Source organism: Patulibacter sp., from assembly GCF_030655195.1.
In the GTDB taxonomy this organism is placed as follows: Bacteria; Actinomycetota; Thermoleophilia; order Solirubrobacterales; family Solirubrobacteraceae; genus Patulibacter.
Genome location: NZ_JAURWA010000141.1, coordinates 14,261 through 29,944 on the forward strand (window position 1 = coordinate 14,261; position 15,684 = coordinate 29,944).

Sequence of the window (15,684 nt, forward strand, 5' to 3'; positions counted from 1 at the left end):
CGTGTTCACCGGCATCGTGCAGGACCTCGGGACCGTCGTCGACGTCGACGAGCAGGAGGACGGGGTGCGCCTGCGGGTGTCCACGTCGCTGGCCGGCGACCTCCGGCCCGGCGACTCCATCGCCGTGAACGGCTGCTGCCTGACCGCCGTCGGCGAGTCGGCGGAGGTGCCGGGGGACGGGTCCGCGGGCACCGCCACCCTGAGCTTCGTCGCCGACGTGATGAACGAGTCGCTGCGCCGCACGAGCCTGTCGCGGGCCGCGCGGCCCGGCGGTCGCGTCAACCTCGAGCTCGCCATGGCGGCCGGCGACCGCTTCGGCGGGCACATCGTCCAGGGCCACGTCGACGCGACGGGCTCCGTCGCGCAGATCCGCCCCGACGGCTTCGCGCGCATCCTCCGGATCGCCCCGGAGGATCCGGCCCTCCTGCGCTACGTCGTCGAGAAGGGCTCGATCACGATCGACGGCGTGTCGCTGACGGTCTCCTCGATCGACGGGACGGCCCTCGAGGTCTCGCTGATCCCCGAGACCCTGGAGCGCACGACGCTCGGGGGCCTCGGCACCGGGGACCCGGTCAACCTCGAAGTCGACGTGCTGGCCAAGCACGTCGAGAAGCTGCTCTCCATGAAGGACCACTCGTGAGCGAGACCTCCGCCCGTTCCGTGGCGCACCCGTTCGACACCGTCGAGGCGGCGATCGAGGACATCCGCGCGGGCCGCATGGTCATCGTCTGCGACGACGAGGACCGCGAGAGCGAGGGCGACCTCGTCGTCGCCGCGCAGTTCGCCGACGCGCAGGCCGTGAACTTCATGGCGAAGGAGGCGCGCGGGCTGATCTGCCTGACGCTGACCCCCGAGCGGTGCGACGAGCTCGGCCTCGACCTGATGGCCGCCAAGAACGAGGCGCAGTTCGAGACCGCGTTCACCGTCTCGATCGAGGCGCGCGAGGGCGTGACCACCGGCATCAGCGCGCACGACCGCGCGCAGACGGTCGCCGTCGCGATCGATCCGCGCTCCGGTCCGCGCGACGTCGTCGTCCCCGGCCACGTCTTCCCGCTGAAGGCCAAGCGCGGCGGCGTGCTGGAGCGCACCGGTCACACCGAGGCGTCCGTCGACCTCGCCCGCCTCGCCGGCCTCCATCCCTCCGGCGTGATCTGCGAGATCATGAACGACGACGGCACGATGGCCCGCGTGCCCGACCTCGTCGGCTACGCCGAGAAGCACGGCCTGAAGATGATCACGGTCGCCGACCTGATCGCCTACCGCCGGCAGAACGACCGTCTGATCGAGCGGGTGGTCGACATCAACCTGCCGACCGCGTTCGGCACCTTCACCGCCGTCGGCTACCGCTCGCTCGTCGACGACAAGCACCACGTCGCGCTCGTCAAGGGCGACGTGGCGGGCAAGGACGACGTGCTGGTCCGCGTCCACTCCGAGTGCCTCACCGGCGACGTCTTCCACTCGTTGCGCTGCGACTGCGGCGAGCAGCTCGAGTCGGCGCTGATGACGATCGAGGAGAAGGGCGAGGGCGTCCTGCTCTACCTCGCCCAGGAGGGCCGCGGGATCGGCCTGCTGAACAAGCTGCGCGCCTACAAGCTGCAGGAGGAGGGCTACGACACCGTCGACGCCAACCTCAAGCTCGGCCTGCCCGCCGACCTGCGTGACTACGGCATCGGCGCGCAGATCCTCGTCGACCTGGGTCTGACCTCGATCCGGATCATGACGAACAACCCGAAGAAGATCCGCGGTCTCGAGGGCTACGGGCTCTCGGTCAGCCAGCAGGTGCCGATCGAGCACCGGGCCAACGAGCACAACTCGACGTACATGCACACCAAGCGCGACCGGATGGGCCACATCCTCAGCGGCGTGGTCGACGGCGAGCCGGTCGGGGAGCCCGTCCACCACCAGGGCCTCCCGCTCGACGAGGAGATGCTCCACGAGGAGCAGGCGCGCGACCACGCCGCCGACGGCACCGCGGACGCCCACGGGGCCGCGACGGGCACCGACGCGGGGTCGGCCCGATGACCGACGGCCGCTTCGCGATCGTCGCGGCGACGTTCTACCGCGACCTCGCCGACCGGCTGATCGCCGGCGCGCAGGCGTCCTTCGCGGAGGCCGCCGCCGCGGCCGGGCGACCGACCGACCCGGTCGACGTCTTCGAGGTCCCCGGCGCGTTCGAGCTGCCGCTCGCCGCCAAGTACCTCGCGGAGTCGGGCCGCTACGGCGGCATCGCCTGCCTGGGGGCCGTCATCAAGGGCGAGACGGACCACTACGACTTCGTCTGCTCCGAGGCCGCGGCCGGTCTGCAGGCGGTGCAGATCTCGACGGGGGTGCCCGCGACCTTCGGCGTGCTGACGGTCGACACGATGGACCAGGCGCTGGCCCGCTCCGGTGGCGACAAGCGCGACTCGGGCCGGCACGCCGCCGACGCGGTGCTGGCGCTCGTCGCGGTGCGGCGGGCCCTCTCGGGCTCCTGAGGGCCGGCGCCGGAGGGCGCCCGGGGCCCCGGGCGCGTCCGATCGTGGCCGTCGGGTGCGGCGCGTCGCCGCCCGTCCCTCAAGGCGACCCGGCGCGTCGCCGCTCGTCCCGTGCGGCGGCCCTGGCGCGTCGCCGCCCGTCCTCCTCGGCGACCCTGGCGCGTCGCCGCTCGCGGCCGTCGGGGACCCGTCGACCCCCACGGTCCCGCGCGCTACGCTGGATCGATGGACACCGAGTCCGTCGCGCTCCTCGCGATCTTCCTCCCACACGGCGTCGCCGCGGCCTTCTTCGCGTGGCGCCTGATGCCCAAGGACGCCCGCAGCGAGGTGCGCGGGTGGTTCAAGGGCGACGACGACGGCGGCTCGCTCAAGCCGTCGCCGGTGCGACCACGCCGTGACGGCGGTGGCGGCGAGCCGCCGCTGCCCACCGCGACGCCCGCCGCCTTCCGCATGCGTCAGCCCGGCCGTCTGGCCGACGCCTCCCCGCAGCCGGCCCGACGGCCGGCGCACCCGCCGGTCCCGGCGCCGGATCGCGTGCACGAACCCCGTCGCTGAGCGGGGTCGGGCACCGCTCGACGGACGGGGTCGGTCGCGCGCTACGCTCTCTCGTCTTATGGCGAAGGTTTGCATCTCTTGCGAAAAAGGCCCCGCGTTCGGGCAGAGCCGGAGCCACTCGATGCGCGCCACGAAGCGTCGGTTCGATCCGAACCTGCAGAAGGTGCGCATCGTGCTGAAGGGCGCCCCGCAGCGCGCCTACGTGTGCACGCGGTGCCTCAAGGCCGGCAAGGTCCAGAAGGCCGTCTAGCGACTCCCGGGGCCCCGAGCGTCGCCGGCCGTCGCCGCGACGCACCCGCCCGGGCACCACGCCGGGGCGGCCCCGGTCCCGATCCCGTCCCGCGGTCCCTCGTCACCCGTTGACCTCGGTCGATCCCAGCATCGTCCGCTTCCGCGACCTCGTCGCGGCGGCCACCGCGCACGTCGAGTCGCGCAAGCAGGAGATCAACGACCTCAACGTCTTCCCGGTCGCCGACGGCGACACGGGGGACAACATGGCCCTGACCCTGCGCTCGGTGGTCGAGGAGCTCGACGCCGTCCTCACGGAGGGGCTGACGCTCGACGCCGACGGCGGCCGCGAGGAGCTCGTCCGCCGGCTCGCCCGTGCGGCGCTGCTCGGTGCCCGTGGCAACAGCGGCGTCATCCTCTCGCAGCTCATCCGCGGGGCCGCCGAGGAGCTCGTCGCCCGTCCGGGCGAGCTGATCCGTCCGCCGCTCGTCGCGGCGGCGCTGGCCGGCGCCTCGCACCGCGGCTACGACTCGGTGCGCCAGCCCGTCGAGGGCACGATCCTCACCGTCGTCCGCGAGATGGCGGGCGCCGCGTCGCACGCCGTCGCCCAGCTCGATCCGGGCCAGCTCGGCGCCCCCGCCGGCGACGCGGAGCAGTCCTTCGCGCTGGCCATCGTCATCGGAGAGGCGATCGCCGCGGGCCTGCGCGCCCTCGACGAGGGCCCCGAGCTGCTGCCGGCGCTGAAGGACGCCGGCGTCGTCGACGCCGGCGGCTTCGGGCTGCTGGTGCTCTTCGCCGGGGTCATCCGCTTCCTCCGCGAGGGGCAGCCGGGCGGCGACTTCGACATCCGGCACTACGCCGCCGCGCGCCTGGAGGGCCTCAGCCACGCGTCGGAGACCTTCCGGTACTGCACGAACTTCGCCGTCACCGGCGCGGGGCTGGACGCCGGCCGGGTCCGCGACGACCTGGCGACCATGGGCGACTCGATCATCGTGGTCGTCGGTGACGAGCAGACGCTGAAGATCCACGTCCACACGGACGAGCCCGACCGCGCGATGGCGCTCTTCGACGGCACGGGCGAGGTCTCCCGCGTCGACGTCGCCGACATGGAGGCCCAGGTCGCCGCGCGGACCGGGCGCTCCGCCGCGGCCGCCGAGGCGCTGGTCGCCGCCGCGGCCGTCCGCGAGCACAGCCGCAGCGCGGTGCTGGCGGTCGTCTCGGGCGCCGGGCTCGTCCGCGCGTTCGCGCAGGAGGGCGCCGTCGTCGTCGACGGCGGCCTGACGATGAACCCGTCCACCGCGGACCTCCTCGAGGCGATCGAGGGTGCGCCCGCGGACGAGATCGTCCTGCTCCCCAACAACGGCAACGTCCTGATGGCCGCCGAACGGGCGGCCGAGCTCGCGTCGAAGCCCGTCGTCGTGGTCCCCACGCGGTCGCAGCAGGCCGGCCTGGCGTCGCTGGGCGCCGCGCTCGACGACGGCTCGGCGAGCGAGAGCGCCGCGTCGCTCACCGCCGAGCTCGACGAGCTGCTCACGGCCGGGGTCGCCCCGGCCGCCCGCGCCGACCCCGCGGGACGGTTCGACGTCGGTGACGCCCTGGGCTACGTCGGCGAGGACCTCGTCGCCTGGGGGACCCCGCAGGACGTGCTGCGCACCGTGCTGGCCCAGGCCTGCGAGGACGGCCGCGAGCTCGTCGTCCTGGCGGCCGGCGACGGTGCGCCGCTGGAGGACGACGTCGTCTCCGGGCTCGCCCCGGACGGCAGCGAGCCCGACGTCCTCACCGGCGGACAGCCCGCCTGGTGGTGGCTCGTCGCGACCGGGTGAGCCGGACCGACGCGACCCATCCGACCGGTCGGGGACGATCGGTCGACGTGCCCGGCCCCGACCCCCAGGTCCGCGGCTTCGCGAGCGGCGACCCGCTCGACGTCGCCGCCCTGCGTGCCGCCCCGGTGCGGCGGCCACGGCCCTCCCGCTGGGCCGCCCCGTCGGGCTTCGGCGGCAAGAAGGCGCTGAAGGCCGCGGCCGCGATCGGCATCGACACCGTGGGCGGGCTCCTGACCCACCTGCCGGTCGAGAGCGGGCGCGTCGGCACGATCTCCGGCGTCCCGGAGGGCGAACGGGTCACGCTGCTCGTCCAGGTCCAGCGGATCGCCAGCCGCCCCGTCGCCCGTCGCGGCATGCGCCCGCTGGTCGAGGCGCTCGTCACGGACGGCACCGGCGTGCTGCGCGTCGCGTTCTTCAACCAGCCGTGGCTCGTCGAGCGCTACCCGCCCGGCACCAAGCTCCTGCTCAGCGGCACGTCGAAGGGCCCCGGACGCTTCTCGGTCGCCGCCCACGCCCCGAGCAGCGACCCGCTGCCCGAGCCCGCGACACCCCTCAGCGCGGGCGTGCTGCCCGACGTGTCCGACGGGCCCGGCACGACGCTCGACACGGGGGAGGCCGACGGGCACGGCGATCCCGAGGGGGACGGCCCGACGATGGCGCGCTACCCCGCGACCGTCGGCCTGACGTCGATCGAGATCCTCGCCCGCGTCCGCGAGCTGCAGGACGAGCTCCACGAGGCGGTCGACCCGCTGCCCGGCCGCCTGCGGGCGCGTCACCGGCTGGCCGGCCGCGTCGACGCCCTGCACGCCGCACACCTCGGCGACCACGAGGGCGGACGCCGCCGCCTGGCGTTCGACGAGCTCCTGCTCGGGCAGCTCGAGTACCTGCGCCGCCGGCGGCGCCACGGCACGAGCCGGCCGGCCGTCGCCCTCGACGGACCGACCGGGCTGACCGACCGCTGGGTCGCCGAGGCCCTGCCGTTCGCGCTGACCGACGACCAGGTCAAGGCCGTCGACACGAACGCCCGTGGGCTCGCGGGGGAGACGCCCCTGCAGCGCCTGCTCATGGGCGAGGTCGGCTCCGGCAAGACCGTCGTCGCGCTCCACGCCATGCTGCGGGCGGTCGAGAGCGGACACCAGGCGGCGCTGATGGCGCCGACGGAGACGCTCGCCGACCAGCACTTCCGCACGCTGCAGAAGCTGCTGGGGGACGTCCTCGTCCCGGTCGAGCTGCTGACGGGCTCGACGCCGCAGTCCCGGCGCAAGATGCTCCTCGCGCGGCTGGCGTCGGGCGAGCTGCCGCTGCTCGTGGGCACCCACGCGCTGATCGAGGACCCGGTCGTCTTCCGGTCGCTCGCCGTGGCGGTCGTCGACGAGCAGCACCGGTTCGGCGTCAAGCAGCGCAGCCGCCTGGACCGCAAGGCCCCGGCCGGCACCGCCCCGCACGTCCTGCACATGACCGCCACGCCGATCCCGCGGACGATGGCGCTCCTGGCCTACGGCGACCTCGACGTCGTGGCGCTGCGGCAGCTGCCGGCGGGACGCAAGCCGATCACGACCCACGTCTGCGCGAGCGACCGCGAACGCGAGCGCGCGTACGCCCGGATCCGGGAGGAGGTCGCGAAGGGCCGTCAGGCGTTCGTCGTCTGCCCGCTCGTCGACACGTCCGAGGCGCTCGACGCCCGGTCCGCCGTCGCCGAGCACGAGCGCCTGTCGACCGGCGAGCTGAAGGAGCTGCGCGTCGAGCTGCTCCACGGCCAGATGCGCCCGGCCGAGAAGCAGGCCGTGATGGAGCGGTTCGCCGCCGGCACCGCCGACGTCCTCGTCGCCACCACCGTCATCGAGGTCGGCATCGACGTCCCCAACGCCACCGTGATGCTGATCGAGAACGCCGAGCGCTTCGGCATCTCCCAGCTGCACCAGCTGCGCGGCCGCGTCGGCCGGGGCGGCAACGCGTCGACCTGCCTGCTCTTCGGCCCCAAGAGCACCGCCCGCCTGCGCGCGCTGGCCACCCACACGGACGGCTTCGCCCTGTCCGAGGTCGACCTGCAGCTGCGCGGCGAGGGCGAGCTGCTCGGTACCCGCCAGTCCGGCATCGCCCGCTACCGGACCGCCCGGCTGCCCGACGACACCGACCTGCTGCTCCGCGCCCGCGACGTCGCCGAGGAGCTGCACGCCGCGGACCCCGACCTGGAGCACCCCGTCCACGTCGGTCTGCGCGACGCCGTCGAGGCCCGCGCCGCGGAGACCGCGGACGAGGAGGCGATCCCGGCATGAGGATCGTCGCCGGCCGCTTCCGCGGGCGCCGCGTCGCCGCGCCGCCCGGGCTCGACACGCGACCCACCTCCGACCGGGTGCGCGAGTCGCTGTTCTCGATCCTCGGCCCGCTGGAGGACGCCCTCGTCCTGGACCTCTTCGCCGGCACGGGGGCGCTCGGCCTCGAGGCCCTCTCGCGCGGTGCCGCGCACGCCACGTTCGTCGAGCGCGACCGCAAGGCGCTCGACGCCCTGGAGCGCAACGTCCGCGACTTCGGGCTCGGGCCCGACGCCGCGACCGTCGTGCGCGGCGACTACCGACGTCACCTCCGGGACGCAGCCGCGCGCGGCGAGGCATACGATCTCGTCGTGCTCGACCCGCCCTACAGCGACGCGCCCCGGCTCGCCCCGGTGCTCGACGCGGCGCTGCGGCCCCTGCTGCGCCCGGGCGCGCGGGTCGTGACGGAGTCCGCCCGCAGGCAGCCGCTCGCCCTCGACCTCGGCGAGGTCGACGAGCGGCGCTACGGGGACACCCTGATCCGCATCCACACACCATGAGCCCAGACACCGACCACCGCATCGCCGTCGTCCCGGGGAGCTACGACCCGGTCACCAACGGCCACCTCGACATCATCAAGCGGGCCGCCGGCCTGTTCGACGAGGTCGTGGTCGCCGTCGTGAACCAGTCCGTCCGCAAGAGCACGGCCATGTTCACGATCGACGAGCGGATCGGCTTCATCACCGAGGCGCTCGCCGAGGCCGGGGTGACCAACGTCCGCGTCGAGCCGTTCTACGAGCTCGTCGTCGCCTACGCCCGACGGATCGGCGCGCAGGCGATCGTCAAGGGCCTGCGCCAGATCTCGGACTTCGAGTACGAGATGGAGATGGGCCACCTCAACCGCCAGCAGGCGCCGGAGATCGAGTCGGTCTTCGTCATGGCCTCGCCGCGCTACGCGTTCCTGTCCTCGAGCTGGGTCAAGGAGCTCGCCCGCTTCGAGGGCCAGATCGACGAGCTCGTGCCCGCCCCGGTCGCCAAGCTGCTCGCCGAGCGCGTCGCCACGGCCGCCGCGGCCGACTGATCCCGGCCGCCTCCGGGCGGTCCGCCGCCCCGGTCGCCGGGGGGCGACGGCGTCCGCGGCCCGTCCCGGACCGGGCGGGTCCTGCACCTGTGCCGGCACCGCCGCGCGCCCCGCGGGTGGGCGCGATCTTGCAGCCGGAGACCCCCGCGTTGGAGAACTCTCGCCGATGCGGGAGGATATGAGGCGCGGTGGGTCAATCCCACCAATGTTCCGCCCCAACGCGGATCCATCGGGGAGAACCGGCAGGTCCGAAAGAAGGACTCTCCCCGACCACCGCGAACAGGAAATGTGCCATGGACGTTCTGGTCCTCATCGACAAACTCGACGACCTCGTGCACAACGCGAAGCAGGTCCCGCTGACGGACCAGGTTCGCGTTGACCGCGAGGAGATCTTCGACATCCTCGACCAGATGCGCGCGACGATCCCGGAAGAGATCAAGCAGGCGCGCTGGATCGTGAAGGAGCGTCAGGAGATGCTCGCCGAGGCCAAGCGCGAGGCCGAGCGGATCATCAAGGAGGGCAAGGAGCAGCAGGTCGAGCTCGTGTCCGAGACCGAGATCGTCAAGCTCTCCGAGCGCGAGGCCGACGACATCATCGACGAGGCCCGGGTGCGCGAGCGGGAGATCCGCCTCGGCGCCGAGGACTACGCCGACGAGATCCTCAACACGCTCGAGGTCAACCTCATGAAGTTCATCGCGGCCGTCCGCCGCGGGCGCGAGCGCCTGCAGGGCAAGGACGACGCCGAGCTCGAGGGCGCCGAGCGCTAGGAGGGGCGGCGGCCGTTCAGCGGCCCGCCCACCAGGTCTCGAGGTCGTCGACCTGGTGCGGCAGGGGACATGCTCCCCGCCGCGCCGCCGTCACCGCCGCTAGCGTCGCCGCCGGCGGATCGCCCGTCACCCGGGAGAGCGACGCCGCCGCGGTGACCACCGAGCGCTGCCATCCCGCCCGGCAATGCAGGTAGACCGTCGCGCCCCCGTCCAGCGCGTCGGCCACCAGGGCGCTGGACGCCTCGAGCGCCGCCGCCGGCAGGCGACCGAAGTCCTGGGACGGCACCCGCGACTCGACGATCCGCGCCGCGGCGTACGCCGCCTCGACCGCCCGCCGGTCCCCGGGCTCGTACTCCTCGTCCGCGACGAGGCAGACCACGCGCGAGACCCCCTGTCCGCGGAGCACCGCGACGTCGTCGACGTCCCGCGGGACCGCGCCGACGAGCAGCCCGTCCCGGACGAGGTCGCAGCCGTACACGTCGAACCAGGCGGACACCCAAAGGACGCTAGCCCACGCCCCGGCCCGCGGACCGTACTCCCGGTAGGATCGCGCCGATGACGCGCCTGGCCCCGCTCGAGAAGCTCCGGACCGGCGCGGTGGACGCCGCCTTCCTGGTGCGGCAGCTGACCGCCGCGGGCGTCGTCGGACCGATGCGTCCGCGGACCGTCGCCGAGGTCCTGAAGGGCCTGAAGGACTTCGGCCCGACGCCCGCCGCCGGCTACACGATGAACGCCGCCCGGCGCCCCGGCGCGACGGCGATCATCGACGACTTCGGCTCGCTGACCTTCGGCGAGGTCCACGAGCGCAGCAACGCCCTGGCGCGCGAGCTCCGGGCGATGGGCGTCCGCGAGGGCGACGCGCTGGCGATCATGTGCCGCAACCACCGCGGGTTCGTGGAGACGATCGTCGCGGCCAGCAAGCTGGGCGTCCACCAGCTGCTGCTCAACACGATGTTCAGCGGCCCGCAGCTGCGCGACGTCCTCGCCCGCGAGAAGCCGGTCGTCGCCGTCTACGACCAGGAGTTCCGCGAGCTGGTGGCCGGTCAGGGCGGCTGGGACGGCGACGGCGGCGGTCTGCGGCACGTGGTCTGGGCCGACCCCGAGCTCGACGCCCCCGGGCCCGACGTCGCCCAGGCCGAGGACCTCATCGCCCGCGGCGACCGCGGCCCGGTGGACCCTCCCGGCCAGATGGGCCGCATGGTGATCCTGACCTCCGGCACCACCGGGACGCCGAAGGGCGCGGCCCGCCAGCAGCCGAAGGGCCTCGGTCCGGCGGCCCAGATCCTGTCGCGGATGCCGCTGCGGTCCGAGGAGCGGACGATGCTCGCCGCCCCGATGTTCCACTCGTGGGGCTACCTGCACTTCACGATGGGCTTCGCCCTGGGCTCCACGCTCGTGATGCGCCGCAGGTTCACCCCCGAGGGCGTCCTCGAGGCGATCCAGGAGCACCGCTGCCAGGTCCTCCCGGTGGTCCCGGTGATGCTGCAGCGGATCCTCGAGCTGCCGGACGAGCGGCTCGCGGCGTACGACCTGTCGAGCCTGCGGGTCATCGCCCTCTCCGGGTCCGCGCTGCCCGGGGAGCTGGCGATCCGCGCGATGGACCGCCTGGGGGACGTCCTCTACAACCTCTACGGCTCGACCGAGGTCGGCTGGGCCACGATCGCGACGCCGCAGGACCTGCGGGCCGCGCCGGGCACCGCGGGCAAGGCGCCGCGGGGGACCGCCGTGCGGATCTACGACGAGCAGGAGCGCGAGCTCACCGCCCCGGGGGCGGTCGGCCGGATCTTCGTCGGCAACGACATGAAGTTCGACGGGTACACGGGCGGGGGCGGCAAGGACGTCATCGACGGCCTGCTCTCCTCGGGGGACGTCGGGCACTTCGACGCGGACGGCCGGCTGTTCGTCGACGGCCGCGACGACGACATGATCGTCTCGGGCGGCGAGAACGTCTTCCCGCGCGAGGTCGAGGACCTGATCGCCGACCTGCCCGAGGTCCGCGAGGTCACCGTCTTCGGGGTCCCCGACGAGCGCTGGGGCCAGGTCCTGCGGGCCGTCGTGGTGCTCGACGACGGTGCCGAGCTGCCCGCGGCACGGCTGAAGGACCACGTCCGGGAGAACCTCGCGGGGTTCAAGGTCCCCCGTGACGTGGAGTTCCTCGACGAGCTGCCGCGCAACGCCACCGGCAAGGTCCTCAAGCGGGAGCTGCGTCCGTCCTGACGGGCCGGCGAGGGCCGGGCGCGACGGTCCGGGCGAGTACCGTAGAGGCATGGAGCCCACCGACCTGATCGACCTCTCCGGTCTGCGGATGAGCCCCGGCGAGGGGCGCCGGCTCGACCTGACCGTCCTGCTCGACGCGGTCCGCCTCAGCGAGCAGGGCTACGCGCCGGACCCCGACCTGCAGGAGGTCCGCCTCGACATCTCGCGGATGCTCGGCGGCGGCTACGCGCTGCAGCTGCGGTTCGACACGACGATCGCCGGGCCGTGCATGCGCTGCCTGACGCCGACCCGCAGCGAGGTCGAGGTCGACGTGCGCGAGCTGGAGCAGAAGAAGCGCGACCCCGAGGAGCAGTTCGACTCCGACTACGTCAAGGGCGACGAGCTGGACCTGCACCGCTGGGCCAACGACTCCTTCGTCTTCTCGCTGCCGGTCCGGGTGCTCTGCCGCCCCGACTGCCTGGGCCTCTGCCCCGAGTGCGGCAAGGAGCTCAACGACGACCCCACGCACACCCACGCGAAGGGCCCGGACCCGCGCATGGCGGCGCTGTCGGGGATCCGCTTCGACGAGGACGGCAACCTCGTCCAGGGGCCGTAGCGCGCGCCGGACGACGCCCGGGGCCGCGAACCCGTATTCTCACCCGTCTTATGGCCGTACCGAAGCAGAAGCAGTCCCACGCCCGTACCGCCAAGCGCCGCGCGCAGCACAAGGCTGCGCGCCCCACGGTCAACGAGTGCCCGCAGTGCCACAGCGCACGCATCCCGCACCGCGTCTGCGGCACCTGCGGCTACTACGACGGCCGCGTCGTCGTCGCACCGAAGAGCTCGCTCGACTTCTAGGACCCCGGACGGCCTGACGGTCGTCGCGGTCCCGTAGGTTCATGACGGTCACCGTCGCGGTCGACACGACCGGTGCGGACCTCGGCCCGGCCGAGGTCGCGGAGGGCGCCAAGCTCGCCGCCGCCCGCGCCGACGTGCGCATCGTCCTGTTCGGTCCGGAGGCCGAGCTTCGCGCCGTCGTCGACGGCGTCCCCGGCGTCGAGGTCGTCGACGCGCCGCTGTCGATCGCCAAGGCGCCCGACCCGGCGCTCGCGGTCCGGCAGCACCCCGAGGCGTCGATCGTCCGCGCCATCCGCTCCGTCTCGGCCGGCGACGCCGACACGTTCGTCGTGGCCGGTGCGACGGGGCCCGCCCTCGCCGCCGGCCTGATGCACGTCCGCCGGGCCAAGGGCATCCACCGGCCGGCGCTGGCGCTGCCCCTACCGACCCTCGGCGACCCCGTCACCCTCGTGGACGTCGGCGCCAACGTCGAGGCGCGGCCCGACCACCTGGTGCAGTTCGGCTTCATGGGCGCCGCCCTGGCCCGCACCGTGCTCGGCGTCCCGCGGCCCCGCGTGGCGCTGCTCTCCAACGGCGAGGAGCCGACGAAGGGGACCTCGGACGTCGTCGAGGTCCACCGCCTGCTCGGCGAGCGCCTCGCCGACCACCCGCACATCGAGTGGGTCGGCAACGTCGAGGGCAACGACGTCGCCTCGGGCGCGGCCGACGTCGTCGTCACCGACGGCTTCACCGGCAACGTCACGCTGAAGGTGATGGAGGGCGTCTCGCAGGCCGTCGTCACCGGCGTGCGGCAGGCGGCCACGTCCAACCCGGTGGCGATGCTCGGCGGGCTGCTGCTCAAGCCGTCGCTGAACCGCTTCAAGGCGTCGATCGATCCCGAGGCCTCCGGCGGCGCCTACCTGCTGGGGCTGAAGTCGCTGGGCGTCGTGCCCCACGGGCGCTTCAGCCGCGAGGGCTTCGCCCGCGCGATCGTGCTCGCCGCCCAGGGGCACGACGGTCGCGTCACCGACCTGATCCACGCGGACCTCGAGGCCGTCGGCGCGCTGCGGCGCCCGCCGGCGTCCGCCGTGGCCGCAGGGGACCGCGACCGCCCCAGCGAGTAGCGTTCCGGGGCCATGACCCGCGACGAGGTACTCGACATCGTGCGCCGCCACCTGGCGGAGGAGCTCGAGGTGGATCCGGACGGCATCACCGAGGCCACGCGACTGCGTGAGGACCTCGAGGCCGACTCCCTGGACCTCTTCACCCTCGTGCAGGAGCTCGACGACTCCCACGGCGTCACGCTCCCGGACGACGAGGCGGCGAAGATCACCACCGTCGGCGAGGCCGCCGACGCGGTCCTGCGCCACCTGCCGGCCGGCGCGTAGGGACCCGGTGCCGGAGGACGTCGCCACGCGGCCGCTGCGCGAGCTACTCGACGGGCTGCCCGAGTCCGCGAGACGCCCCGTGCTGAGCCACTCCTCGTGGACGTCACGCCGGTCGGACTCCTACGAGCGCCTGGCCTTCCTCGGCGACAGCGTGCTCGAGCTCGCGGTCTCCACCCACCTCTTCCGGTCGCTCGAGGCGGAGCGCTTCGGCGCGGGCCGGCTGACCGAGGTCCGTGCCGGGACCGTCTCGGCGGCCCCGTGCCGCCGGGTCGCCGAGCGCCTCGAGGTGCCGCGGCGCATGGCCGAGGTCGCGCCGGACAACCTGCGCCGGCGCGTCGCGGACCTCACCCGCACCGAGCGGGTCCTGGCGTCGGTCTGCGAGGCGATCATCGGCGCCTGCTACCTCGAGTACGGCTACGCGCGGACCGCCGAGGCCGTCGTCGCCGCCTTCGCGCCCGAGCTCGAGGGCGCGCTGGACCATCCCGCGGACCACAAGAGCCGGCTGCAGGAGCGGCTGATGGCCCGCGGGCAGACCGTCCAGTACCGCGTGACGGACGAGATTGGCTCGCCGCACGACCGCACGTTCGTCGTCGACGCGGTCGTCGAGGACGCGGTCGTCGGCTCGGGCCGGGGCCGGTCGAAGAAGCTGGCGGAGCAGGAGGCCGCGCGCGAGGCGCTCGGCACCGTCGAGCCCTGAGGCCCGTGCTGCGTCCCCGACCACACCGCGACCGGCGCTGAGATGCACCTGAAGTCGGTCACGCTGAAGGGCTTCAAGTCCTTCCCCGACCGCACGCGCCTGGAGTTCGACCCCGGCGTGTCGGTCGTCGTCGGCCCCAACGGCTCCGGCAAGAGCAACGTCACCGACGCGATCCTGTGGGCGCTGGGCGAGCAGCGCCCCCTCGCGATCCGCGGCCAGTCGATGCAGGACGTCATCTTCGGTGGCGGCCGCGGGGTGCAGGCCCGCGACGCGGCCGAGGTCGAGCTCGTCCTGGACAACAGCGACGGCACCGTCGACCTGCCCGTCGCCGAGATCTCCGTGATCCGGCGCCTCGACCGCTCGGGCGACGGCGGCTACCGGCTCAACGGCGCGAAGTGCCGGCTGACCGACGTCCAGGAGGTCCTCTCCGACACGGGCCTGGGCAAGGAGGCCCACTCGGTCATCTCGCAGGGGCGCGTCGAGGGGATCGTCACCTCCAAGCCGAAGGACCGGCGGCTCCTGATCGAGGAGGCCGCGGGTCTGGGCAAGCACCGCAAGCGCCGCCGTCGGGCGCAGCTCAAGCTCGAGCGGACCCGCCAGAACCTCGACCAGGCGCTGCTCGTCGAGCAGGAGGCCCGCAAGCAGCTCGGCCCGCTCAAGCGCCAGGCGGAGGCGGCGGAGCTGCACGAGCGCCTCGAGCGCCAGACGGTCGAGGCGCGATGGGAGCTCGTCCGCGACGGCCTGCGCGCCCGCCGGGTCCAGCTGCAGGCCGCGCAGATCGAGACGACCGCCGCCAGGGCCGAGCGCGACGAGCTCCAGGGTCGCCTGGACGCCGTGGTCGCCGAGCGCCGCGAGGCCGAGGAGGCGCTGCAGCAGCAGGCCCAGCGCCGCGACCGCCTGGCGTCGCGCGCCCGGCGCGTGCAGTCCTCGGCCGACCGGATCGAGGGGCGCGTCGAGCGGGTCGCCGACCGCCGCCAGGCGCTGCAGGAGCGGATCGATCGCCGCCGCGAGGCCCTCGCCGAGCTCGCCGCCGCGGCGGCGGCCGACAGGCCGGACGAGGTGGGCGCGTCGCGGATCGCGGCCCTGGAGGCCGAGCTGCAGGAGCTCGACCGCCGGCGCCAGGACACGCTCGAGCGCGAGGTCGCCGTCCTCCAGGAGGCCCGCGCCGCCGCCGAGGTCGCCCTGACCGCCGCCCAGGAGGCCGCCGCCGAGGTCCGCGACCGGGGCCGCGAGGTCGAGGAGCGCGCCGAGGTCGTCCGGGGCCGCCGCCGGGCGCTCGAGCAGGCCGTCGAGCAGGCGCGCCGCGACGCCGCCGCGATCGGCTCGCAGCTCGCCGCCGCGAACCAGTTCCTCCGCGGGGCGGGCGGCGTGGGCGGCGGGCGCCGC

18 protein-coding genes are annotated in these 15,684 nt (G+C 74.2%); 17 read left to right on the forward strand and 1 reads right to left on the reverse strand.

The window, feature by feature from the left end; translation table 11 throughout:
* Window position 1: 1 nt before the first annotated feature.
* The 10 genes from Q7T67_RS16080 (at window position 2) to Q7T67_RS16125 (ending at window position 9,180) form a co-directional block, all read left to right on the forward strand.
* Complete coding sequence (locus Q7T67_RS16080) at window positions 2–640, forward strand: riboflavin synthase (RefSeq protein ID WP_304791873.1); 639 nt, start codon at window positions 2–4, stop codon at window positions 638–640.
* Window positions 637–2,022 carry a bifunctional 3,4-dihydroxy-2-butanone-4-phosphate synthase/GTP cyclohydrolase II gene (locus tag Q7T67_RS16085; protein WP_304791876.1) on the forward strand — a complete coding sequence of 462 codons (1,386 nt, stop codon included), beginning with the start codon at window positions 637–639 and terminating at the stop codon, window positions 2,020–2,022. The genes Q7T67_RS16080 and Q7T67_RS16085 overlap by 4 nt, the downstream gene beginning before the upstream one ends.
* Window positions 2,019–2,474, forward strand: a complete 456-nt coding sequence (ribH, locus tag Q7T67_RS16090; protein ID WP_304791879.1) for a 6,7-dimethyl-8-ribityllumazine synthase — start codon at window positions 2,019–2,021, stop codon at window positions 2,472–2,474. Before Q7T67_RS16085 ends, ribH begins: the two co-directional genes overlap by 4 nt.
* Window positions 2,475–2,699: 225 nt before the next feature.
* Window positions 2,700–3,029: a hypothetical protein gene (locus Q7T67_RS16095; RefSeq protein ID WP_304791881.1), complete on the forward strand. Its 330-nt coding sequence runs from the start codon at window positions 2,700–2,702 to the stop codon at window positions 3,027–3,029.
* A gap of 58 nt (window positions 3,030–3,087) precedes the next feature.
* Window positions 3,088–3,279 (forward strand): 50S ribosomal protein L28, encoded by a 192-nt coding sequence (rpmB, locus tag Q7T67_RS16100; protein WP_026912457.1) that lies wholly within the window; start codon window positions 3,088–3,090, stop codon window positions 3,277–3,279.
* A 109-nt stretch (window positions 3,280–3,388) separates the two neighbouring features.
* Entirely contained in the window at window positions 3,389–5,080 is a 1,692-nt protein-coding gene (locus Q7T67_RS16105; RefSeq protein WP_304791886.1) for a DAK2 domain-containing protein, read from the forward strand.
* A 47-nt stretch (window positions 5,081–5,127) separates the two neighbouring features.
* Window positions 5,128–7,356, forward strand: a complete 2,229-nt coding sequence (locus Q7T67_RS16110) for an ATP-dependent DNA helicase RecG (protein WP_304791889.1) — start codon at window positions 5,128–5,130, stop codon at window positions 7,354–7,356.
* Window positions 7,353–7,892 (forward strand): 16S rRNA (guanine(966)-N(2))-methyltransferase RsmD, encoded by a 540-nt coding sequence (gene rsmD / locus Q7T67_RS16115; RefSeq protein ID WP_304791892.1) that lies wholly within the window; start codon window positions 7,353–7,355, stop codon window positions 7,890–7,892. The genes Q7T67_RS16110 and rsmD overlap by 4 nt, the downstream gene beginning before the upstream one ends.
* Complete coding sequence (coaD, locus tag Q7T67_RS16120; RefSeq protein WP_304791895.1) at window positions 7,889–8,413, forward strand: pantetheine-phosphate adenylyltransferase; 525 nt, start codon at window positions 7,889–7,891, stop codon at window positions 8,411–8,413. Before rsmD ends, coaD begins: the two co-directional genes overlap by 4 nt.
* A gap of 293 nt (window positions 8,414–8,706) precedes the next feature.
* Entirely contained in the window at window positions 8,707–9,180 is a 474-nt protein-coding gene (locus Q7T67_RS16125) for an ATPase (RefSeq protein WP_304791898.1), read from the forward strand.
* Window positions 9,181–9,196: 16 nt separating this feature from the next.
* On the opposite strand, the gene Q7T67_RS16130 is transcribed toward Q7T67_RS16125, so the two are convergent.
* The gene (locus Q7T67_RS16130) at window positions 9,197–9,676 is read right to left on the reverse strand and encodes a hypothetical protein (RefSeq protein WP_304791901.1); all 480 of its coding nucleotides are present in this window, start codon (window positions 9,674–9,676) and stop codon (window positions 9,197–9,199) included.
* Window positions 9,677–9,735: 59 nt separating this feature from the next.
* On the opposite strand from Q7T67_RS16130, the gene Q7T67_RS16135 reads away from it, so the two are divergent.
* The 7 genes from Q7T67_RS16135 to Q7T67_RS16165 form a co-directional block, all read left to right on the forward strand.
* Entirely contained in the window at window positions 9,736–11,397 is a 1,662-nt protein-coding gene (locus Q7T67_RS16135; RefSeq protein ID WP_304791903.1) for an AMP-binding protein, read from the forward strand.
* Between the two features lie 49 nt (window positions 11,398–11,446).
* Entirely contained in the window at window positions 11,447–11,992 is a 546-nt protein-coding gene (locus tag Q7T67_RS16140) for a DUF177 domain-containing protein (RefSeq protein WP_304791906.1), read from the forward strand.
* A 50-nt stretch (window positions 11,993–12,042) separates the two neighbouring features.
* Entirely contained in the window at window positions 12,043–12,234 is a 192-nt protein-coding gene (rpmF, locus tag Q7T67_RS16145) for a 50S ribosomal protein L32 (RefSeq protein WP_304791909.1), read from the forward strand.
* 41 nt (window positions 12,235–12,275) lie between these two features.
* Window positions 12,276–13,337 (forward strand): phosphate acyltransferase PlsX, encoded by a 1,062-nt coding sequence (gene plsX, locus Q7T67_RS16150; protein ID WP_304791912.1) that lies wholly within the window; start codon window positions 12,276–12,278, stop codon window positions 13,335–13,337.
* Between the two features lie 12 nt (window positions 13,338–13,349).
* Window positions 13,350–13,601: an acyl carrier protein gene (locus Q7T67_RS16155; protein WP_304791915.1), complete on the forward strand. Its 252-nt coding sequence runs from the start codon at window positions 13,350–13,352 to the stop codon at window positions 13,599–13,601.
* A 7-nt stretch (window positions 13,602–13,608) separates the two neighbouring features.
* Window positions 13,609–14,298: a ribonuclease III family protein gene (locus Q7T67_RS16160; RefSeq protein ID WP_304791918.1), complete on the forward strand. Its 690-nt coding sequence runs from the start codon at window positions 13,609–13,611 to the stop codon at window positions 14,296–14,298.
* A gap of 42 nt (window positions 14,299–14,340) precedes the next feature.
* A partial coding sequence (locus Q7T67_RS16165; RefSeq protein WP_304791921.1) for an AAA family ATPase occupies window positions 14,341–15,684 on the forward strand: 1,344 nt, incomplete at its 3' end.